The sequence below is a fragment of the Bacillus sp. FSL H8-0516 genome (assembly GCF_038635285.1).
Lineage (GTDB): Bacteria > Bacillota > Bacilli > Bacillales > Bacillaceae > Bacillus > Bacillus safensis.
The window spans coordinates 935,558-956,822 of the sequence record NZ_CP152051.1 but is presented as its reverse complement, the minus strand read 5'-3'; the positions used below and the strand labels follow the sequence as shown (position 1 = coordinate 956,822).

Below are 21,265 nucleotides of genomic sequence, written 5' to 3'. Positions count from 1 at the left end.
GCCGCCTATCCCCTATCCCAGAGGGTGCATAGATAAAATCCATAATAAAACTGGTAATGTCACGATGCTTAAAACGGTACTGAGAAATGTCGTGCTTGAGACAAACTCAGGCTTCGTTCGAAATTGTACAGCCATGAGCGTGGTATTTGCTGCTGTCGGCATGGCTGCAACTAAGATCATAATTTGTTTCACTAGATCATCTACCGGTAAAATGAGTGTAAAGCCAAATGCGATGAGTGGTGAAATAAACAGCTTCAGCAATACAGCATAAGAAATATTGCGATAATCCACTTGCTTAAAAGAAATGACGGCGAGCTGCATGCCTAAAATAAGCATAATCGTCGGTATGGCGGCATCTCCCACAAGCTGGACACCCGTCATCACCTCTTTAGGTAGTGTAAGATCCATCAGCTGAAATAATAGACCGAGGAGTGCCCCATATGCAACCGGCATACGCAGCACTTTTTTCAGCACGACCTTCCCATCCCCTGCATCCTCTCCGCCCTTTGCTGCATAATACATACCGATCGTACTCATAACAAGCTGCTGCAGCACCATTAAGACGATGGCAATATCTAAACCTGCTGCTCCGAAGACAAGCAGGACAACAGGCGTGCCGTAATTCCCATTGTTCATAAATGCTGACGACAGAATCATGGCACAATACATTTCCTTCGAATAACCATAAATACGAGATAAAATAAAGACACATAAAACAAGTGAAAGACAAAGTCCGACGACAAAAATAGATAGGTACACATAGTCCATCGACACTTTGTTTTGATAAAAGGTTTCAAACGCAAGAAATGGTGACATTAAATATAAAGACATTGATGAAAGCGTATGTATGTCAAAACCAATGGCCTTCTGCCCAATATACCCGATAAGGAAAATACCGAACACTGGCAGTAAGACAAGTAAAAACTCCATGCTGCACCTACTTTTCTCTAGATGAATTCCTATTCTTCCTCATAATCATACCACTGTTAAACAATAAAAAAGAAGCACCCTATGAAAGGCCGCTTCTCTCCTCATCCAAATAGAACACTTCCCACAAATGACCATCAAGATCCTGAAAGCTCCAACCGTACATGAACCCATGATCCTGCTTTTCCTTAAACGGTGATCCGCCTGCTGCCATCGCCTGCTCCACCAGCTCATCGACCTCTTTTCGTGAATCAACCCGCATAGAGACAATGACCTCTGATCCCTGCCTTGCATCCACCAATTGTTTTTCTGAGATGGTTTGAAAATGCTTATGGGTTAACAGCATAACCGTAATGGTGTCACCAATGACCAAACAAGCTGCCTGATCATTCGTCAGCTGCTCTTGAAAGTCAAAACCCAGCTGCTCAAAAAAAGCCTTTGATTCCTTGACATGCTTTACCGGTAAATTGATATACAAATGTTTAGCTTGTCGTCCCATGTTCCTCTCCTTTTTGAACACATGATCTCGTTTCAGTATATTCAGATTTTGCTCCGGCATCCCTTTATCGCATGAAAAAATAAGCTCTCCATCTTATTTAAGCAAAAAATGATGATGAATCTTGAACAGGTAGCAGCGCTCGTGCTGCTACTATGTCTCTTAATCAAAAAAAGCGCCTTGTGATAGGCGCTTCTTTTTGTTGACAAAGGGCTAAAATGATTTTTATTTTAGCCCTTTGTCTTCTTTTCAGCGTGATAGAAAACCTTTGCAGTCTAGGAAGGGCGAGCACCGGAGCGGAGCGAATGAAACATTCGTGAGCACTGGAGCGCAGACCTGACACCGAATGCGAGGGTTTGTCTGCGCGCTGAAGCGCCTTGTGACAGGCGCTTCTTTTCATTATTTCTTATATTCAATATGGTACACGTCTCTTCTTCGGTCTTTGAGCTGACGTACCGTTCCATCTTGCCGCTGTCTTCTTAAAATTTCTAAATCGACATCGCCAACGACAACCATTTCTATATTCGGGTTACATTCTCCTACAATCCCATCTCTTGCAAATTCAAAGTCAGATGGGGCAAAAATTGCTGACTGTGCATATTGGACATCCATATTTTCGGTTTGCGGAAGGTTTCCGACAGTTCCTGAGATTACGGTATAAATCTGGTTTTCAACCGCTCTAGCCTGAGCACAGTAACGCACTCTTAAATAGCCTTGGCGGTCTTCTGTACAGAACGGAGTAAAAATAATTTTCGCTCCTTTATCAGCTGCAATCCGAGCAAGCTCAGGAAATTCAATATCGTAGCAAATTTGGATCGCAATTTTACCACAGTCTGTATCAAATACCCGAACCTGATCACCTGCTGAAATCCCCCACCATTTTCTTTCATTCGGTGTGATATGGAGCTTATATTGCTTTTCAATTGTTCCATCACGTCTAAATAAATAAGCGATATTGTAGATTTTCCCTTCCTCTTCAACGAAATGGGATCCGCCAATGATGTTAATGTTGTACTTTACAGAAAGGTCTGTGAACAAATTAATGTAGTCCTCGGTATATTCTGTGATCCTTTGCACTGCAAGACTTGGGGAGCGCTCCTCTAAGTAAGACATGAGCTGCGTTGTAAAAATTTCTGGGAATACGGCAAAGTCAGCTGACGCATCTGATGCGACATCAACATAATACTCCACCTGATTCATGAATTCCTCGAAGGAATGAATTTGTTTCATCGCATATTGAATGACGCAAATACGAACTGGGAATGCCGATTTATAATATCTCTTCGATTGCGGACGATAATCGACGTTGTTCCATTCCATTAACGTGGCATATGTGCTCGATGCTTTATCATCCGGCAAGTAATTCGGATTGATCCGCATGAGGCTGAATTCATTTAACAGCTGAAAAGATAAAACAGGATCATAAATTTGGTGAAGCATGACCTGCTCCACATATTGACGAGGCGTCATTTCCTCTTGGTATTTATGATAATTCGGTATGCGTCCGCCAATGATGATGCTTTTTAAATTTAATCTTCTCGCTAAGTCTTTTCTTGCTTCATATAAACGATGGCCAATTTTCATGCGGCGGTATTCAGGACTAACCATCACTTCAATTCCATACATATTCATCCCATCTGGATTATGGTTTGTGATGTACCCATCATCTGTGATGTCCTGCCAAGTATGACGGTCATCGTATTCATCAAAGTTAATTAATAAACTTGAACAAGAGCCAATGATTTCTCCCTCAAATTCAGCACAAAACTGACCTTCTGGGAAATGCTCAAGATGGCTTTCAAGGTGCTCTCGTTTCCAAGGGTCCATGCCCGGAAAGCATACCTCCTGCAAGGCGATGATTCGGTCAATATCTTCTTCCCGGATATTACGAATCACCATTCTTTTTTCAAATCGCGTTAAATCGAGTTTTTCTGCCATGATGTTTTTGCCCCCTTACTGATCCTCTTTTTCAAGCTGATGGAATAGCTGGAGCAATTCGATTTCAGCCATGGATTCTAATCTGACATCATATTCTTCAAACTGCAGCGTGCTCGTCACTTTGTTTGGGACGATGACGCATTTCATGCCTGCGCGTTTGGCAGCAACTGACCCATTCACTGAATCCTCAAATGCCACACAATCCTTCGGCTCTACACCTAAGCAGCTTGCGGTTTGCAAATAAAGCTCTGGATGAGGTTTGACTTCTTCCACATCATCAGACGTGCGGATACATTCAAAGTAATCGAAAAGACCAATCTGCTTCAGGTGATCGGACACCCATTTATAGTCTGAGCTAGAAGCAAGGCCAATCTTGATCCCAAGCTCCTTCGCTGCCTGTAAATAAGCTTCTACGCCAGGTCGTGCTGATTCATCCTTCATTCTCTTTTGAAAACGAGAACGCCGGTCCGCTGTGAGTGCCTCATGATCGAGCGTCTTTCCTAGCTGCTTTTCTAAGTATTCAAAAGGCTTAAAGCCTGCCTGCGTCCCGATGACGTTGCCCCATACAGAAAGAGGCAGCTCCGACTCATGCTCTGCAAACATTTCTTGTAAAACTTCATATTCATGTGTTTCTGTATCTAAAATTAATCCGTCAAAATCAAATATAATCGCCTTTACCAACGAGGCCACTCCTTTTTTTTACGAAAGTCTTTAATATGATACTCAATGCTATCATATCGTGAATAAAATTGCCTTTCAAAGATGAATGTCTGCTAAAATAATTATGTATAAAAGGAGCCTGTACCATTTTGTCAGGCTCCTACCCGTGTTCGGTTTATTCTGCAAGAGATCCAAGCGCTCCGATTCGTGGAGAAATAGGCAATGTTGAAAAAGAGCGGGTTTGGTATTACAGATCTAAAGGTTTCTCCGTTCCCTTAAAAATAGTATGTGCGGCAGCCTTGTAAGTTAACAAGGAAGTTCACACCAACTTTTACGCATTTTGAAGACGGCGGCTGGCAAAATCGTCTAAATCAAACGGAAAAGAAAAGCCGCATGCATTGACCTGCTCACGGTTTCGCTCGAATAGCTCACGATCACGTTTTGTAATATGGCGTTTAGGTTTTACAATAATGGTATGTAATAGCTGAAGTCCCGATAAAATACGAAAAGCATCGTCCATCGTTCCGTTATAAACCCCTTCAACAAAGGTCAGCGGGCGTTCTTGTTGACGCGCAGCTGGGTTTTCACCGACAGCATGGGATAGAAGATCTTCAACATCCTTTGATATTTCTTCAATTGCCTGCTCTTGCAGGTCTGTAGCAGCTTTCATTATTCTCACGTGACATCTACCTCTCTGTCGTTATTTCTCCATTCAGAATAGCACAGAAAAAAAGGCGTTCGCCAAGGTAAGTGTTTCCTATATATACCCAAAGAGAGGAACGAATATCATGAACATTAACGGACACACGCTCTCGCTAAAAGCAGGTGAGCAGGATCATGACACTTCACTGAGTCAGTTTTTAAAAACAGCCGTGTCGGCCTCAAAACCAATTATCCATTTTTGGATGGAGCATCAAAAAATACGTTTAAATCAAAAGCCTGCCCATCACGCGGCAAAAGTCAGTACAGGCGATCACATCCTGATCGATTTATTTGAAACGGAAGAAAGTGATGTGACGCCAGAATATGGTGAATTAGAGGTACTCTTTGAGGACGAGCACTTATTGATTGTGCAAAAGCCCGCTGGACGACCAACGCACCCGAATGAAAAGGGACAAACGGGCACACTGGCAAACCTTGTAGCCTTTCATTTTCAAGCAAATGGCGAGGAAAAGCGAGTGAGACATATTCACAGACTCGATCAAGACACAAGCGGCACGGTCATTTTTGCTAAACACAGATTAGCTCATGCTGCGCTTGATCAAATGCTTTCTAAAAAAACGATCAGCCGAACCTACATCGCTATCGCAGAAGGACTTTTCAAGAAAAAGAAAGGCACTATCGAGGCAGCGATTGGCCGTGACAAGCATCATGCCGTCAGACGAAGAATCTCTCCTACTGGTCAAAGTGCTGTCACTCACTTTCAGGTCATGAACATCAATAAACGCCTGCAAATGACAGCCGTCAAGCTGCAACTTGAGACGGGAAGAACACATCAAATTCGAGTCCATCTTAGCAGTCTTGGGCACCCTTTAGCCGGAGATAAACTTTATGGCGGAGCTCGCCATCATATCAACAGATGCGCTCTCCATGCCAAACAAGTAGAGATGACACATCCTTTTACAGGTGAGCAACTGAGCATAGAAGCACCGCTTCCACTAGATATGGCTCAGCTCATGGACGAGATCATCCATTAAAAAAAGAGCCTGCTGTTTAATGCAGGCTCTTTTTCTTTATACAGATGCTCTTTTTGCATAAATAATGTACCGCTCTGGTGCATTGCCGACGAAATGAAATGGATAGCATGTCGTTAACACGAGCTCTTCCTTTTTATTCTGCAAAGTAATAATGGATGTATCATGCTGATCCACGATTTTCGTATGTGTGATTTCATAAACAAACTCACCATACGGCACAGTGATTTTCAGCTGATCGCCAATATTCAATTCACCTGTTCGGCGAAATACCGTGTCACGATGGCCAGATAGGACGATTTGTCCCTTTTGATCAGGGTAATAACTGCCTTTGTAATGCCCGACTCCTTTGGCAAGATCATCCGCATCTGTCCCTTCGACAATGGGAAGGTCTGCTTTTAATTTCGGAATCGTCAGGATGCCAGAGGCTTTCCCCACTTCAGGAGAAAACTGCTTTTTTGACATCCTTTGATCGTCCGCTACCGCTTTCTTCGCGTCTTCTAATGATTGTGCTGTTTGAAGGTGTGTAGAGGCGATTTGCCAAATTCCCCAGCCTAGCAAGACAATTCCTGCTGTCATCACAGTAAGTGCAAGCCACTTTTTCATGCTTAAACTCCTTTACCTGTTACATTTCTCTTAGATGATACGCTCTTTAGCTTGCTGCTTTTTCTTCTTGTTTTGCTTTTTGAATGCGTCCCTCTTTTTGATACACAATGGAAGCCCCTTCAAAGCTCTTCACAAAAGCGACAGTGGCTTCTAAATCCTCTGGACCTGTTTCAGGATTTTTCCCAAGCCTTCCTATCGGTGCATATTTACTGCCAGTGGCAGTTGCCATAAAGTTATTCACGGTGAGTGTATATGTTTGATCGAGCGCAACGGCTGATCCATCTGGCAGCTTTAAGTCGACTACTTTATATGTTACCGGATCATAGGAATATGAAAAGCCCGAAATGCTATAATCTGGTCCAAATTGAGGAGAAATTTGCGCTTCAATGATCTCAGCCAAGTCTTTCCCCTTAATCTCAAGTTTAACTAATACGTTGCCGAAAGGCTGAATATTAAACAGATCTCCCCACGTAATCGGCCCTTTTTCAAGGTTTTGTCTGATGCCGCCGCCATTCATCATGGCAAAATCACTTTTCATAGAATACCTCATGCCATCAGCAATCAAATTACCGAGCGGCGTGTCTCCATCATTTGAATAGCCGCCTTCCATTTTGATACCAGCTTCTCCAACTACCTCACTAATAATCGGCTCAACTTCTTTCCCGTAATGAGCTAGGATGCCGGCTGCTTCCTTGTCCTTTTCAATACCAGATTGGTCTACGTACTGGATATTTGCACTCTTTTTGACAATATCTTTCGTTTTGCGGTCAAGTGTTACATTGACCTCACCAATGGCCTTCCCATATTCAAAGGCTTGAACAATTAATTTCCCATTGACCTCTCCGTTTACCACTTCGTGATTATGCCCTGCAAAGATGACATCAATTTCATCATCGCCTTCTTTGGCAAGTTTCGCACTTTCTCCAGTGATGGTATCTCCATTTTGCGAGGCCGTCATATGAGCTAAGACCGCAATGGCTTTGATCCCTTTTTGTTTTAGTTCCTTAGCAGCTTCATTTACGGCTTTAACTTCATCTGTAAACTGAATGTCTTTAATCCCTTCTGGCATGACCATTCCTGCGGCTGACTTTGTTACAACACCGATAAATGCTACAGGGATTCCTTCGACATCCATGATTTCATAAGCAGGTAAAAGTGGTTTGCCTGTATCCTTGTATTCACAGTTTGCACAAACGAGCGGAAAATTCTGCCCGTCATATCCCTTTGTGCCTTTAGGATGATCTCCGCCATTTATGATACGTAATAGCTCGTCCACCCCTTCATCAAATTCATGGTTGCCGACCGTACCAACATCAAAGCCAATGTTCTCCATAAGTTCAACTGTTGGTTCATCTTGCAGAAGAGACGATATTGGAGAGCTGCCACCAATCATATCTCCAGCATGGACTGTAATCGTATTTTTGTTTGCTGCTTGTTTTTGTTTCATATAAGCCGCCACATAATCCATCCGTCCGTACGTCCCTTTATTGCCATCACCTTTTAGATCCAGTTCGTATTGTTGATCAATTTTTCCGTGTAAATCATTCATGCTTAAAATGGTTAACGGGACTTCCACAGCTTCCTCTGCCGGCTGATAGCCAGCCTGTTCTGCTTCTTCTTTTGAAGCAAAAAAGATGCGTTTATCTACAGCGATTTCTTTCCAGCTGTCAGGCGATACGTACGTTTTCGCTGATGAATCACCGACGTAGCGTGTCAGTCCTTTTTTCTGTTCACGTGCCCTAAATTCAAACGGCTGTTCCAGCAGCGGGTCCGCTTCGTTCCATATGCCCAGCCCTTTTTCTTTTGCCTCTTTGACAGCTTTTTGGAACATCTGATAGTCCTTTTCATCTCCAACCGGCCAGATGAAATACGTAGGGGCATATCCTTTTTTCACAAGCTCTAAATTCGTATTAACCCCTTTTTTGGTTTTCACTTGAGCTAAAAGACGTCCATAGGCGTCCTTCGCTTCAGGACCAATCTTTAATGTGACTTTATCTCCGCTTGAAAGAAGCGTATTTAAATAGTCCGCCGCCTTTTGTCCAAAACGCAGCTGGTTTTGATCTAATTCATTTTTTGGCTTATGGTACGTTTCCGGCGTGTCCATATTCACAAAACGCACCTTTGTTGTACCAAGCACAGGCTTCTTTAAATGAATCGTATCTCCATCTACCACCCGGTCAACCGTTGCCTCGTATTCTTTCTTCATTTTTGGCGGCTTTGGCTGGCGTTTCAGCAGACTGATATCACCTTTGTGTCTTGGAAGCACCTGCAGCGTATCATATCTGCTTAACACTCCTGTAAACTCATACCATTTCCCTGTCTTTACTTCATCAATGGCACTTGTATCCACCATCACTCTAAGGATGGTGCTGTGATATTTTTTATCAATGATCACTACATTGTATCCACCACCAGCCGGCTGCTCTGGTTTTGATTCAACATAGCCTTTGACCTTCACAAGTTTTCCTTCATGTTTACGTGCCTGATCCGTTTCTAGTTGTTTCACGGAGACTCGCTTCGGTTTTGGCAAAGTTTGATTCACACCATCGATCTTCAGACGGTCTCGATCCGGCACAATTTCAATCAGTCCTTTATAAGACGTGATCTTCCCCGTTACTGTCACCTTCATGCCTGCTTTTAGTTCTGGGAAATTGCTTTGCTGTGCTGAATAAATATTGATTCCAGCTGATTTGTCTTGAATGTACGTTGACAGTTTCCCATTGCCTATAGCCGATTGGTCTGCTGTCACAATTCCACTCACTGTCACCGTCTCTCCAATCAGCTGACGGGCTTTTTTGATTTTCATTGGCTTCTTTTGGTTCCAAACCGTTTCCTTCTTTTCAGACGCAATGGCTTGTTCTGCTGTGATCATGCCAGGCATTAAGGATTGCAGACTAAAGATCACTAAAACCAGACAGCAGATCATTCGAATGGATCGAACACGTTTCATTAGACCCTCCCCTTCCGAGCTTTATCTCTCATAGTGTACTAAGTAATTATTGATGGTAGATGGATTTCTTGTAAATCTTATGTCTGTCAGCTCATTGGAAACGTAATAATCACTCGTGTCCCCTCAAAGCTTTTGCTTTCAAAACGAATGCTGCCGCCATGGCTTTCAATGATTTTAATCGTCATCATTAAACCAAGGCCAGTCCCTTTTTCTTTCGTTGTATAAAAAGGTTCACCTAGTTTCCCTATTTCGTCTTCTGGTATGCCCTTTCCCTGGTCTTCAAAAATCAGCATCATCTGATTATGTTCCAATACGGATGTGACTTGAATGACACCTGTCACACCATCCATCGCTTCAATACCGTTTTTAAGAATGTTTAAGAAAACTTGTTTCAGCTCATTCGGTATACCTTGAATGTTTGGCAGCGACGGAGATAAATTCTTCTGAATAGACACGCCTTTTAAAACCGCCTGTGATTCAACGACCATGATCACTTCTTCGAGCAGAAGATTGACATGTACCGGCTCAAATTTCACCGATTTGCTTCTAGAGAGCACAAGGAATTCATTAATAATCGCTTCAAGCCGATTAAATTCAGACATCATGACATCTGCATAATCCTTCTGATATTTCTTACTTTGAATCATCAGCTGTAAAAATCCCTTTAACGACGTCAGCGGGTTCCGTATCTCATGGGCGATGCCGGCTGCAAGCTGACCAACTGCGGACAGCATCTCTGACTTCATCAGCATTTTCTCTGACTGCTTTTGATTGGTAATGTCCTCTGAAATCCGCATCACGGTTGACTGCATTTTGTCAGGATCATCAATTCGGTGTAAAGAGACCCTCTCCCATCGTTCACGGCCTGATAAATCCTGAAAGAACAGCTCACCAGTCCAGCTGCCTTCTTTTAAACAAACGTCCCATTGCTTTTCTAAATCATCACATTGACACAGCGAATGATAGACAGAAAAAATATCTTTGCCGATCAGGTCATATTCATGCTGTTGTACAAACTGGCAAAAGCGCTGATTCACGCATTGGATGACCCCTTCCTCAGTTGCAACAACAATATGGATATGGCTATTATCCAGTGCTGTTACCGCTAGATGGAGTGACTGTTTGATTTTTGTCATTTCCGTCATTTTAATCCACGTCATCACCGCTCCCTCATGATCTTGATCAAAGATAGGTGTGATGTGAACAGTGAATTGTTCTCCTTCATTCGTCTCAATTTCTCGTTCGATGACGCGCCTGTCCAAGATAACCGATTGTATGTCATGATAGAGCGTTTCCTGCGTAAGCTTCTTAGCCATCGCCTGAAAGGATTGCTGTTGCCTTATTTGAGCTGAAGTAAATAAAGAGGCGGCTGTAGGAGTGTAATAGCGAATATTCATGTCCCGGTCCACAAACAACGTCGCAAGCTGAGGCTTAACAGAAGGTCTATACAGTTCTTCCCTTGTTACCCTTAAGTTGTTTATGATATTAATAAAATGTTCATGTTTTTTCTCAAGCTCCGCTATTTGCGTGTTTTTCACTTTTAATTGAGCCCTTGCCTCCTGCTCTTTTTGTTTAATTTCATTGAGTTCATTTTCTAAATCGACAATACGCTGTTGATAAACTGAATTCTGATCTGGCATCCCTTTTTCCCTGCTGTTCTCTTGAATTTTCCCTCTCTCATTCATTCGAATGAGAATGACGTATACCCCTTTAAAACGGTGATCAAAACTCTTTACAATAAAATCCGCATACTGCTTTTTTCCTTTTTCCGAAATGAGAACATGCTGAAACACAACCTCTGTCTCGTCCGTCCATACCTTTTGAAAGGTTTGACTCAACATCTCTTTCAAATAATCAGGTGTGACATATTCACATGATTGATCTGACACTTCTGTACGGTCTAAGAAGGAATAGGCCCCATTTGACATCGCCAGAATTTTGTCACAATCATTGATCACCATGCATGCGTCATATTCTTCGCTCACTTCTTCCATATATTGAGCAGCTCGCTTTTTTAACTCGGCATTACGAGCGTCATATACCCAAGGGACACGAGATGCAGGAACATTTGAATAGGTGTAAATGTTCCACTTCTCATTGAATAATTGAAACAATCGAGGAATATTGGGAACAGTTTCATTTGGCCCTAAGATTAACACCCCTTGATCTTTTAAAGCATATTGGAATCGGGATAATACTCGTTTTTGTACTTCTGACTCAAAGTACATCAGAACATTTCGGCAACTGATAAAATCGAGGTGGATAAAAGGTGAATCAATCAATAAATTGTGAGGAGCAAAAACAATATGTTTTCTAAGCGACTGCTTCACAATAAAAGCGTCACCTTTTGTTTCGAAATATTGCGCCCGCCATTTTTCCGGTATGCTTGCCATAGACTCTCTCGAGTAAAGACCTTTACTAGCTATTTGAATGGCTTTTCGGTTGATATCTGTCGCAAAGACTTGAAGTTCAATGGACACATTTCTTCGCTTCATTTCTTCTAAAAATAAAATCGTAAAAGAATAGGCTTCTTCCCCTGTGGAACATCCCGCAATCCAAATTCGGCAGCGAGATTTCCCGTTGTTCATCGAATGGTCAATGATTGACGGGATCACCTTCTGTTCACATACTCGAAAAGCCTCCATATCTCTAAAGAAAGCAGTCGTGCCGCTTAGGAGCTGGGCATGCAGGCGGTCAAGCTCATCTGGTTCTCTTTCTAATAAACGATCGTACTCTGTTAATAATGACATCGGTTCGTTTGCAGTGCGCATGCGTTTTTGAATAACAGAAAGCAGCCTTTTCTTTTCATAGGTTGAAAAGGCAATCCCTTTATACATTTCAAGACGTTCAATGATTCTTAGTAAAGCTGGATCCGCCTCATCCACATGCGGGACATTGATGATATTGGCCATATAAGCTGCAAGGGTGGATGGATTTTTGAATGTGTGATGATACATGCTGTCAAAACCACTCTCTACCTCACTGCATGATAAGGCTGTACCGCCTTGCTCAACCAACCGAAGCAATCCACTCCCCACGCAATGACCTTTTTGAAAAAAGATCGCAAACGCCTCTTCCTTTTGAACACTGGCAAGTGACTTAAAAAGCGAGTCGACAGAACATGCCTTGTTTGTTGGCAGCTGCTCTGATACATGAAGCCGATGATCTTCTGTTAACGTCACAGCCGCATGCTGCGGACAAAAATAGATGGTCTTCTTCATGACTTTCTCACCATGTTTAATCGTTTTTGCCCGGTAGCCAATCGGTAAAACAAGTGCTTCTAAATCTGTTATACAATCGCCTGTCACATGATTTTGCACAACAATAAAAGAGGCATTTAATTCAGGTGGCAACGATTGAAAAAAAGCCTCAAGATGATGCTGTTCAAACGGCGAAACACCGATGCCGATCACTGGTGCCTGCACATGTTCGTCTTCTATCAAACGATTAATGATTTTGTCCTGCATCTGGTACCCCCATGTTCATTCGTCTGATACTTTTTTTCGACAAAAAGAAAGAAAACCCTCTAATTGTAAATAATGTTTTTTGCATGAAAACGAGAAAACATCCTCACATTAAAACAGATTGTATAAACAAAAGGAGGAATCTCAATGCAAAACGATCAGCAGCCAATGTTTCAAGGAAACGCTCAGCAGCCTGAACTCAACCATGGCGGGCATGAATTATTCGATTTACATGAAATTTTAGCCGGCACGATTAATATTTTGGATCAATATATGATCCTGCGGCAATTTATTCAAGATCCTGCATTATCCGACATCCTGGATCGACAATATCAATTCGTTTTATCCCAGTACAATGTCACTGTAGATTGTTTTTCTACAGGCCAAAAGCCTAGTGAAGAAACCGCTACTTATATGATGAAAGAACACACACAAGTGACATACGGAATCAAACCTTCTCAACCGAAGAAGCCGAATCAGTCCTTACAGGATGTAAAAGACTTAGGCATCACAGGACATATGCTCAGCCTAGTCAAATCACACGCTGGATTACTTTCTATGTCCGCATTAGAAGTTACAAACCCTGTTGTCAGACGTGTGCTAGCTGCGCAGATTCCAAACTTTATCGAAATGGCCTATGAAATTTTCTTGTATCAAAACAAGCATGGCTACTATCAAGTTCCTCAGCTTTCCAAACAAGACATGACAGCCATGACATCAGCTTTTGCACCGCTTCAGGGGCAGGTTCAAATGCCTCCTAGCAAGGCTGATCAACAAAAACCGCTTCATTAAAAAAACGGCTGACCCCTTCTCTGGTCAGCCGTTTTTTCTTTGGTACATCACTTTAAATTGTTCTTCAAAATCTGTGAGCCTCTCCCCCGTCGCCTGTTCAAAGCCGCTAGCAAATTGGCCCGTTTTCGCAGTTTCCTCCATGATCTCATGTATGACATCTCGTCCGTAAAGCTGCACCAGCTCATAGATCATATAATAGCTTTGTAAATAGACATCTGTCTCATACGTTACCCGGGAGTTCTGCCAGTCTTGATCAGAATGAAGAGATTGAAATGGAATCACGTCGAAGCGTTCAGACGTAGCATTTAACACGTCATAGGCCGTCCACTCTGCTGTTCCTTCGTGGAACCAAAGCGGAAAAATGCCTGGAGATACTTCATATGAATGGACCTTTTCATAGAAAACAAAATGAGCATACTCATGAATAAAAAGCGTATTGAAAAAGTATAAAGGCAGAGTCTCTTTCTTCAATAATGCTTCCCGTTTATCTGGATATAACCCAATCATTTGATCATGATCAGAGTAAAATCCGGTTATATGCTTAATTCCAGCCATTTGTTCGATCGTCTCTTTATCATCAAAATAAATAACGTCTAAAGGTCTGTCAGCTTCAAACTGAAACACTGACGCTGTTCTCTTCTCTGCCTGTTTCATGGCCTCTATGGTCAGATCAACAAAAGCATCCTCTTCCTCTGCATAGTAGATTCGAATATGTTCATAGACTTGCTTATTGAGTCCCTCCGTGATAACCGTTTTAGGAGAAGACTGCTCCAAATATTGTCCTGTCAGCTGAAACGCAACATAAATCAAGTACGCGGTGAAAGCATAAAAAATCAGACCTGCTGCAATCATCCCGCTTACAAGTTTTTTATGAATCAATGACGGCCTTGCTTTCATTTGCTCCCCACCTGAATTCATCCTGCACCCTCTTTCTCTCTCTATGAAGAAACAAAGATCAACAAGAGGTGATATATTTTTTACTTTATGCAGTCAGGTGCGCGAGGTGCGGTTCCAAACAAAAAAGCCGCATATGACATACGGCTTTTGTCGTAGCTATTTTGATTCAGGGAAGACACGTCTAACCGTTTCAGTAAATTCATCGAAAAATCCTGAAATTGGCTCTCCGCTTTTAATACGTTTTCCATAACCTTGCATACGATCGACAAAGTCTGGATTAGCAGATACATACACGTTGTCGATTTGTTGATCCGTTGATTTGACTTTGTCTGAAATTTTCTTTTTCAGATCGTCCGTCACATCACCGCTTTTATTGCCTTCAAGTACAACGGCAACAAATGCATTTTTTCCTGTGACAAGTACGTTCGCTGTTTTCACTTCAGACATATTGGCTACGAGCTCTGACGCCTTATCTGACACTTTGACCTTCTGAGGTGTTTGAACATCTGGCTGATCCTGCCTCATGTTGTCATTCTTATATGTGACATTTTCATACTGCCGTTTCATTGTTCCTCTACGCTCATCGCCTTGGTTGTTCATTCCACACCCAGCGGTGATTAATGTTGGCACGAGCAGTAAAGATAGCATCCATTTCTTATTCATCAATTATTCCCTCCTTTTGCTCATAGGTTTTTCATTCAGACGGCTTTTTATGCACATATCCTCTCTTTCCGCAAAATGAATTCATAATTCAGCTGTGATTGGTCATCCTAAACTTGATGAAAGATCATCACGATCAAATGGAGGGATTCGTTTGTTTAAAAAAAGAAAAGGTATGAGCACTGGCGCAATGATCGCAGTATCAACAGCTATCATTGCATTATTCTCCCCGGTTTTACGAAGAAGGCTGAAAAGCATGACACAAATGAATATGTCTTCAATGATGAAAGGCGCAAACCATCAGCACCAAGATTCATCTCGTCATGAGTCCCGCTCACATAAGGAATCAAAAGGAACAGGTGAAGTTGGCCAAATGATCAAACAGGCATTCACAGCTGTCCAGCCAAATCAAACGAACCAGCACCAATCACCATCAAGAACTCATCAGCCAAGAGAGTCTTATGCGCAATCTCTACACATTGATGAAAGTGTGATGAATGTGATGGATGATGAATCGATCCAGCAAGTCATCAATGACATCGAGCACAAATAATAAAACAGGAGCCTTCATAAAAAGAGGCTCCTGTTTATTCTCCTAAAAAATGTTCTTTGACCATAAGACAAAAGGAAGGTAGAAATGTGATTTCGATTGTTGTGATGAAGTCGTCATGATGCTCTAATATCAGCAACAGCTCCTTTTCTTCCTTCCGATCTTTTTTAATCTCTACATGCTGCACTGTTTTAAAATCATATATTCCTAAAACGGATTCGGTCTTTTTTCGAACGACGTTTAAGCTAAACTCCTTCATAGCAAGCGACATGTTCACAACAAATCGCTCCTCTTGATTCTCGAACCGAAAAGTCAATTCTTGATATTCAACCGGCATTTCTTTTTCAAATCCGGCATCTGGCATTTTTTCAAAAAAAGAAAGCCAGTCCGTTTGATCTGGAAAGCGTTTTCCTCGCATTTTCTTCAATTCCTCATCATTAAAATTTTTATTAATTATCTTTTTTCCCCTTTTCTTTTGCAACAAATTTTAGTAATTTTAAAAAGGTGATTCTATTTGCTAAGAGACCTCTTTATTAATTTAACAATTCTTGTTACTTTCCATTACTTATTTATACTTGTGTTTAAAGAGAATTTTCTAAAGAAAGAAGATACCTTGCTCAGACAAATATGCAAAGGCATGCTTTCTGGGTTACTCGGTGTCCTTTTAATGTTCTTCTCTATTAAAACAGGACCAGCGATCATCGATTTAAGACATATTCCCCTTATTTTAACGGCCTTTTATGGAGGCATCGCCCAAACAATGATTGCAGCTTTTGTTGTGATCATTGGCCGATTATTAATTGAAGCCAATATCGCTTCTTCCATCAATATTTTTTCCATGATGTTTATCGCAGCCGCTTCTTTTTTGATTGCAGAGCGTCATATGAATCATGTTTTGAAAATGCTGTTATCCATTACGATTGGTAATGTTGTTGCCACAAGCCTGTTCATCTTGATCGTGCATGAGACATCATTTCAGCTGCATTCTACTTATTGGATTTTCTCATATATTGCTGGATTGTTTAACTTTTATGTCATTGAGCATCAAACAAAAGCATATCAGCTGTTAAATTTGTATAAATTCCAAGCTCATTATGACTTTTTAACAGGTGTTTTAAATAAACGGAAGTTCGATGAGGTATTAAGTGATGCTTTTACTAAGAAGTTGAAGCAGCCTATCCATCAAATGTCCCTTATTTACCTAGACATCGATTACTTCAAAACCATCAATGATCAATATGGGCATCATGAGGGAGATATTGTTTTAAAAGAAATCGGTACAAGACTGATTAAAAACACAAGAAGCTCTGATTATATTGGTCGGATTGGCGGTGAAGAATTCGCTGTCCTTCTACCAAATTGTACAATTGAAAAAACATGGCAGATTGCAGAACGCTTGCGAAAAAAAATAGCCGATCAGCCGATTTATTTAAAAAACGGTCTGTCCATTCACACTACGGTATCAATTGGATGTGCTTATTCTCATGGAACTGGTGCAGACATCAAGCAATTACCGATTATAGCTGATCAGGAGCTCTATAAAGCGAAGGAGTCCGGCCGAAATCAAGTGAGCTTTTCAGAGAGAAAAAAAGACCTTTTGACATAGGCATTTTCCTCAATTTGTTAGCACTAATTATTTTTAAAAAAGTTTTCGTATAACAGTTGTTTTTTCCCGCAAACACTGGTAAAGTAAAGGTAATTATTTTTGTTCGTATCATCTTTAAGAAGAAAGTTTTGAAAGAGTTTTCGTCTTTGAAGTTTGTGTAAGAGCAAGAATAGTGAATTTAAGCGTTAAGATCGCTTTAGGAGGAAATTTCATGTTAGAAGGTAAAGTAAAATGGTTCAACTCTGAAAAAGGTTTCGGATTCATCGAAGTAGAAGGTCAAGACGATGTATTCGTTCACTTCTCTGCTATCCAAGGCGAAGGCTTCAAAACTTTAGAAGAAGGTCAATCAGTTTCTTTCGAAATCGTTGAAGGTAACCGTGGACCACAAGCTGCTAACGTTAACAAAGCGTAATTTAAGAGCATCTGCTCTTTTAGCACTTTATAGAGTGAAGGAAAACCGCTCGGCTTCTGCCGGCGGTTTTTTTGTGCCATAAAAAAAGAGAACCTGATGAGAGGTTCTCTTTTTTATTTGTCCTTCTGCTTTAGCTTCTGCAAAGCAGAACGATACATATCATCATTCATTTTTGTCTCTGGTTCTTCTTCTTTGACAGGTGGTTCTGGCTGCTTAAACTTTTGAAGCGCCTGTCTATAGAAATCGTCGCCAGACGCAGCATCATCCGTTTGAGAAGGCTCTGACGCTTTTTTTTCAACTTCAGGCTCTACATGTCTCGCCACAGCTTCTGGCTCGCTATGCGGCACGTCAGGCTGATTGGAGACATCTTCTTTGATCTCTTCCTTATCGGCTGATGCGTGTCTGACATTGAACGCTACTAATCCAATAATGACTAGAACAGCAGCTACTAACGCTACAATAATCGTCGCCAAAAGAACCCTCTCCTTATCGCTTAAATGATGCAGTGACTGATGCTACACGTCTTCCTAGTGCTTTTCCAAGTTCAATGCCTTCAGTCGAAATCAATTCATCTGAATCGATCGGACATGTCACACCAGCTCCATAGTAAGAGCCGTATAAAGCATTCTCTGGAACATTTCCAGGAAGGCCGACAACAAGCATTCCTTGGTGGAACATTGGTGTGATCAAATTATGCATTGTCATTTCTAAACCGCCGTGTGTTGTAGCAGTTGTACAGAAAACAGCACCGACTTTATCGATTAGTTTTCCTTCTGCCCATAAGTAGCCGAGACGGTCAATCCATGTCTTTAACCCAGAACTAATGGTACCAAAGTGACCAGGGCAGCCCCAAATGATCGCATCCATTTGATCAAGCTTGCGAATATCCGCATCTTTCACGTGATCAATGAATACTTCAGCTTGCTCTGTTTCACCCGCGCCTGCTGCAATCGCTTCTGCAAGTGCTTTTGTATGGTCACCTTCACTATCGTATACAACATAAATTTTCATGTACGGTCCCTCCACACTTATCTTGCATCTTGGTTTGCTTCCTTAGGTGCTGGAAGCAGTGATATTTCTTGTTTCTTATGCTGCTGTTCTTTTCGCTTTTTATCCTTACGAACATCTCGCAGGAACAAGCTGAGAATGACACCAGCCGCACAGAATAATGTCACCCACATATAAGCATCATTGATACCCATCACGTTTGAATCGATCTGTGCTTTCGTAAAGAGCTGGGTGGATACATATTTTTGAGCAGCTTCTGCTGTCATACCCATATGATGCATCACATTCGATACAGCCGCCTGGAATGAATTCATAAAGAACGGGTCCGCTGTATTTGTTTGATCCGCCATATTGGAATAATGGAATGTCGTCCGATTCGTATAAATCGTTGTGATCAAACTCGTACCGATGGAACCACTAATTTGTCTTAATGTATTAGACATCGCTGTACCATGGCTGTTTAAGTGCTGCGGTAATTGGTTCATCCCTGCTGTCATAACTGGCATCATCAAGAGTGACATACCAAATGCACGTACTGCATACATGAGCACTATGTGACTATAGGAAGTATCAATGGTCAGCTTTGTAAACTCATATGTCGTGACAACGGTAATGAGCATCCCCACAATGGCAAGCGGACGAGGTCCAAATTTATCAAATAAGATCCCTGAAATCGGGGACATAATGAGCATCGCAAGTGCCCCTGGAAGCATTAATAGCCCAGATTGCAATGCTGTAAACCCAACGAGGTTTTGCAGATAAATCGGAAGTAAGAACATCCCCGTATATAAGGCAACCGTAATAATGATGTTAATGACACTTGATAATGAGAAAATGCTGTATTTAAATACGCGGAAATCAAGCATCGGATTATCAACTTTCAACTGTTGGAAAATAAAGAGAATGATCGCAATCGCACCAATAATAATCGTAGATAAGACAATCGGATCTGTCCAACCATCACTTCCTGCTTCACTCACTCCGTATAGAAGGGAAGCAAAACCGACGATTGAAAGAATTGCACCAAGACTGTCCAGCTTGATTTTTTTAGGCTCTACAATATTTTTAAACATAAAGAAAGCCGCGATAATGACAATCGCACCGATTGGCACAAGTCCATAAAACATAATACGCCAAGAATAATGTTCAATAATGTAACCAGATAATGTTGGTCCTACTGCAGGAGCAAACATCATCGCAAGACCGAAAATCCCCATTCCTTTCCCTCTGTTTTCCGGAGGGAAAATAAAAAGGATTGTTGTCATGACGAGCGGCTGTAAGATACCGCCGCCGACAGCCTGAATCAAACGGCCGATGAGCATCGTTGAAAAGTTTGGCGCAATGCCGCAAATAAATGTACCTAGTGTAAACGAGATCATAGCCACTAGGAATAAGCTGCGCTGTCCAAAACGTGTGATTAAAAACGCAGACAACGGAATCAGCACACCGTTGACAAGCATGTAGCCTGTTGTCAGCCACTGAATCGTCGTTGCACTCACATTAAATTCTGTCATTAAATGAGGCATGGCTACGTTCAAAAGCGTTTGGTTTAAAATCGCTACGAACAAACCGGCCATTAAAATGATCAGTAAAGACAAGGAGCCTGTTCCCTGTTTTGTCGCTGCAGGTTGATTTGCCATCTCAGACAACCTCCTTTCATTTTTTGATATCAATCATCATTAAGATGAAATTTTGACAGAAGCATTCATACCTGGAAGTACTTTGTCTGATGGGTTTTTAATTGAAATTTTCACTGCTACTTTTTGCGTTACTTTTGTATAGTTGCCACTTGAATTAGTTGCTGGCAGCATATTGAATGTTGAGTTTGTCGCATAACCAATTTGTTCAACAGTTCCTTCAAATGTTGTATCAGGATCTCCATCTACAACGATGTCGACTTTGTCGCCTTTTTCAATGTTTTTAATATCTGTTTCTTTAATATTTGCTGTAATGTAAAGCTTGCTTAAATCAATTGTTTCACCAAGAACTGTACCAGGCTGCACTTGTTGATTGTTTTGTACTTCTTTTTTGACTAATGTGCCATCAGCCACTGCTTTAATGTTTGTTTTTGTTTGTCCTTCAACTTTTGCAACTGTGCTGTCTTTTTCTACTTCGTCACCTTCGTTGATATCCCAGCCTTTGATTTGTCCAGCTGCTGGTGCTGTAATTTGGTACATGTCACCTGTCACTTTTGCCTCGTCTGTTTTAACAAAGTTTGTGCTTTCGTAGTAGTAATAAGCACCTCCGGCAATAATGGCAAGAATCACAATAAGGCCAATAATGTTCGTTAGCAATAAACGCCCTCTGTTCATGTTTTGTTTCTCCTTTCATGTATAAAAATATAGTGTCATCTGCTTTAGCAAACTTAGAATGCCCATCATCTGACAGAATATGAAACAAGCTCAACAATCTGTCCTTTTCCCTTCATCTACTCCCGCCCCTATCATGGTGTGCAGCCCATTTATACTTATTGTTCACTTATGAGCAAAGAGCAGAAAAAGAAGAAAAGACGATCGGCATCTTTTTTGAAAAACTTATATTTAACAAGATTAAATATTAATAAATGAAAATTGAAATGTCAAAGAGAAAGTTTTACTTTTTTTTT

20 protein-coding genes are annotated in these 21,265 nt (G+C 41.4%); 5 read left to right on the top strand and 15 right to left on the bottom strand.

All coding sequences use genetic code 11. The features are described from left to right. Positions 1–12: 12 nt before the first annotated feature. The 5 genes from MHB67_RS04595 to MHB67_RS04575 all read right to left on the bottom strand — a co-directional run bounded on the left by MHB67_RS04595 (position 13) and on the right by MHB67_RS04575 (position 4,700). Positions 13–930, bottom strand: coding sequence for an AEC family transporter (locus MHB67_RS04595; protein WP_024425307.1), 918 nt, complete (start codon positions 928–930; stop codon positions 13–15). A 79-nt stretch (positions 931–1,009) separates the two neighbouring features. Beyond that, positions 1,010–1,426 carry a VOC family protein gene (locus MHB67_RS04590; RefSeq protein ID WP_024425308.1) on the bottom strand — a complete coding sequence of 139 codons (417 nt, stop codon included), beginning with the start codon at positions 1,424–1,426 and terminating at the stop codon, positions 1,010–1,012. Positions 1,427–1,822: 396 nt separating this feature from the next. Continuing rightward, positions 1,823–3,361: a bifunctional GNAT family N-acetyltransferase/carbon-nitrogen hydrolase family protein gene (locus tag MHB67_RS04585; protein WP_012009394.1), complete on the bottom strand. Its 1,539-nt coding sequence runs from the start codon at positions 3,359–3,361 to the stop codon at positions 1,823–1,825. Between the two features lie 15 nt (positions 3,362–3,376). Further along, positions 3,377–4,042, bottom strand: coding sequence for an HAD family hydrolase (locus MHB67_RS04580; protein WP_041089572.1), 666 nt, complete (start codon positions 4,040–4,042; stop codon positions 3,377–3,379). Between the two features lie 310 nt (positions 4,043–4,352). Next, complete coding sequence (locus MHB67_RS04575) at positions 4,353–4,700, bottom strand: DUF5365 family protein (RefSeq protein ID WP_024425310.1); 348 nt, start codon at positions 4,698–4,700, stop codon at positions 4,353–4,355. 109 nt (positions 4,701–4,809) lie between these two features. Here MHB67_RS04575 and MHB67_RS04570 point away from each other — a divergent pair, with 109 nt between their 5' ends. Further along, the gene (locus tag MHB67_RS04570) at positions 4,810–5,718 is read left to right on the top strand and encodes an RluA family pseudouridine synthase (protein WP_133744040.1); all 909 of its coding nucleotides are present in this window, start codon (positions 4,810–4,812) and stop codon (positions 5,716–5,718) included. Between the two features lie 36 nt (positions 5,719–5,754). On the opposite strand, the gene MHB67_RS04565 is transcribed toward MHB67_RS04570, so the two are convergent. The 3 genes from MHB67_RS04565 to MHB67_RS04555 all read right to left on the bottom strand — a co-directional run bounded on the left by MHB67_RS04565 (position 5,755) and on the right by MHB67_RS04555 (position 12,738). Continuing rightward, on the bottom strand, positions 5,755–6,321 hold the full coding sequence (locus MHB67_RS04565) for a class D sortase (protein WP_024425312.1): 567 nt from the start codon (positions 6,319–6,321) through the stop codon (positions 5,755–5,757). A 46-nt stretch (positions 6,322–6,367) separates the two neighbouring features. After that, positions 6,368–9,271 carry a 5'-nucleotidase C-terminal domain-containing protein gene (locus tag MHB67_RS04560; RefSeq protein WP_206533966.1) on the bottom strand — a complete coding sequence of 968 codons (2,904 nt, stop codon included), beginning with the start codon at positions 9,269–9,271 and terminating at the stop codon, positions 6,368–6,370. Positions 9,272–9,357: 86 nt separating this feature from the next. After that, a complete protein-coding gene (locus MHB67_RS04555; RefSeq protein ID WP_206533967.1) occupies positions 9,358–12,738 on the bottom strand; it encodes a CheR family methyltransferase in 3,381 nt (1,126 codons plus the stop codon). Between the two features lie 144 nt (positions 12,739–12,882). On the opposite strand from MHB67_RS04555, the gene MHB67_RS04550 reads away from it, so the two are divergent. Next, positions 12,883–13,527, top strand: a complete 645-nt coding sequence (locus MHB67_RS04550; RefSeq protein ID WP_151039200.1) for a spore coat protein — start codon at positions 12,883–12,885, stop codon at positions 13,525–13,527. A 24-nt stretch (positions 13,528–13,551) separates the two neighbouring features. Here the strand turns inward: MHB67_RS04550 and MHB67_RS04545 are convergent, their stop codons facing one another. Continuing rightward, positions 13,552–14,424 carry a hypothetical protein gene (locus tag MHB67_RS04545; RefSeq protein ID WP_133744064.1) on the bottom strand — a complete coding sequence of 291 codons (873 nt, stop codon included), beginning with the start codon at positions 14,422–14,424 and terminating at the stop codon, positions 13,552–13,554. Between the two features lie 156 nt (positions 14,425–14,580). Then, positions 14,581–15,087, bottom strand: coding sequence for a YhcN/YlaJ family sporulation lipoprotein (locus MHB67_RS04540; RefSeq protein ID WP_034623898.1), 507 nt, complete (start codon positions 15,085–15,087; stop codon positions 14,581–14,583). Between the two features lie 151 nt (positions 15,088–15,238). On the opposite strand from MHB67_RS04540, the gene MHB67_RS04535 reads away from it, so the two are divergent. Continuing rightward, positions 15,239–15,637 (top strand): hypothetical protein, encoded by a 399-nt coding sequence (locus MHB67_RS04535; RefSeq protein WP_024426613.1) that lies wholly within the window; start codon positions 15,239–15,241, stop codon positions 15,635–15,637. A 34-nt stretch (positions 15,638–15,671) separates the two neighbouring features. On the opposite strand, the gene MHB67_RS04530 is transcribed toward MHB67_RS04535, so the two are convergent. After that, entirely contained in the window at positions 15,672–16,052 is a 381-nt protein-coding gene (locus tag MHB67_RS04530) for a hypothetical protein (RefSeq protein WP_073204466.1), read from the bottom strand. A gap of 96 nt (positions 16,053–16,148) precedes the next feature. Between MHB67_RS04530 and MHB67_RS04525 the strand changes: the two genes are divergently transcribed. Beyond that, the gene (locus MHB67_RS04525; RefSeq protein WP_073204463.1) at positions 16,149–17,240 is read left to right on the top strand and encodes a diguanylate cyclase; all 1,092 of its coding nucleotides are present in this window, start codon (positions 16,149–16,151) and stop codon (positions 17,238–17,240) included. 211 nt (positions 17,241–17,451) lie between these two features. Beyond that, positions 17,452–17,652 carry a cold shock-like protein CspB gene (gene cspB / locus MHB67_RS04520; protein WP_008349061.1) on the top strand — a complete coding sequence of 67 codons (201 nt, stop codon included), beginning with the start codon at positions 17,452–17,454 and terminating at the stop codon, positions 17,650–17,652. 113 nt (positions 17,653–17,765) lie between these two features. Here the strand turns inward: cspB and MHB67_RS04515 are convergent, their stop codons facing one another. The 4 genes from MHB67_RS04515 to MHB67_RS04500 are packed head-to-tail and all read right to left on the bottom strand — an operon-like array spanning position 17,766 to position 20,972. Then, the gene (locus MHB67_RS04515) at positions 17,766–18,125 is read right to left on the bottom strand and encodes a hypothetical protein (protein ID WP_024425321.1); all 360 of its coding nucleotides are present in this window, start codon (positions 18,123–18,125) and stop codon (positions 17,766–17,768) included. A gap of 13 nt (positions 18,126–18,138) precedes the next feature. Further along, a complete protein-coding gene (locus MHB67_RS04510; RefSeq protein WP_024425322.1) occupies positions 18,139–18,663 on the bottom strand; it encodes a flavodoxin family protein in 525 nt (174 codons plus the stop codon). Positions 18,664–18,680: 17 nt separating this feature from the next. Further along, positions 18,681–20,300 (bottom strand): DHA2 family efflux MFS transporter permease subunit, encoded by a 1,620-nt coding sequence (locus tag MHB67_RS04505; RefSeq protein WP_024426617.1) that lies wholly within the window; start codon positions 20,298–20,300, stop codon positions 18,681–18,683. A gap of 39 nt (positions 20,301–20,339) precedes the next feature. Beyond that, positions 20,340–20,972, bottom strand: a complete 633-nt coding sequence (locus MHB67_RS04500) for an HlyD family efflux transporter periplasmic adaptor subunit (RefSeq protein ID WP_024425324.1) — start codon at positions 20,970–20,972, stop codon at positions 20,340–20,342. Positions 20,973–21,265 lie beyond the last annotated feature (293 nt).

What these genes read in the sequence shown, in the direction of transcription:
- MHB67_RS04595 (WP_024425307.1), bottom strand. Translation starts at nt 930, where the DNA reads ATGGAGTTTTTACTTGTCTTACTGCCAGTGTTCGGTATTTTCCTTATC.
- MHB67_RS04590 (WP_024425308.1), bottom strand. Translation starts at nt 1,426, where the DNA reads ATGGGACGACAAGCTAAACATTTGTATATCAATTTACCGGTAAAGCAT.
- MHB67_RS04585 (WP_012009394.1), bottom strand. Translation starts at nt 3,361, where the DNA reads ATGGCAGAAAAACTCGATTTAACGCGATTTGAAAAAAGAATGGTGATT.
- MHB67_RS04570 (WP_133744040.1), top strand. Translation starts at nt 4,810, where the DNA reads ATGAACATTAACGGACACACGCTCTCGCTAAAAGCAGGTGAGCAGGAT.
- MHB67_RS04565 (WP_024425312.1), bottom strand. Translation starts at nt 6,321, where the DNA reads ATGAAAAAGTGGCTTGCACTTACTGTGATGACAGCAGGAATTGTCTTG.
- MHB67_RS04560 (WP_206533966.1), bottom strand. Translation starts at nt 9,271, where the DNA reads ATGAAACGTGTTCGATCCATTCGAATGATCTGCTGTCTGGTTTTAGTG.
- MHB67_RS04555 (WP_206533967.1), bottom strand. Translation starts at nt 12,738, where the DNA reads ATGCAGGACAAAATCATTAATCGTTTGATAGAAGACGAACATGTGCAG.
- MHB67_RS04550 (WP_151039200.1), top strand. Translation starts at nt 12,883, where the DNA reads ATGCAAAACGATCAGCAGCCAATGTTTCAAGGAAACGCTCAGCAGCCT.
- MHB67_RS04545 (WP_133744064.1), bottom strand. Translation starts at nt 14,424, where the DNA reads ATGAAAGCAAGGCCGTCATTGATTCATAAAAAACTTGTAAGCGGGATG.
- MHB67_RS04540 (WP_034623898.1), bottom strand. Translation starts at nt 15,087, where the DNA reads ATGAATAAGAAATGGATGCTATCTTTACTGCTCGTGCCAACATTAATC.
- MHB67_RS04530 (WP_073204466.1), bottom strand. Translation starts at nt 16,052, where the DNA reads ATGCGAGGAAAACGCTTTCCAGATCAAACGGACTGGCTTTCTTTTTTT.
- cspB (WP_008349061.1), top strand. Translation starts at nt 17,452, where the DNA reads ATGTTAGAAGGTAAAGTAAAATGGTTCAACTCTGAAAAAGGTTTCGGA.
- MHB67_RS04510 (WP_024425322.1), bottom strand. Translation starts at nt 18,663, where the DNA reads ATGAAAATTTATGTTGTATACGATAGTGAAGGTGACCATACAAAAGCA.
- MHB67_RS04505 (WP_024426617.1), bottom strand. Translation starts at nt 20,300, where the DNA reads ATGGCAAATCAACCTGCAGCGACAAAACAGGGAACAGGCTCCTTGTCT.
- MHB67_RS04500 (WP_024425324.1), bottom strand. Translation starts at nt 20,972, where the DNA reads ATGAACAGAGGGCGTTTATTGCTAACGAACATTATTGGCCTTATTGTG.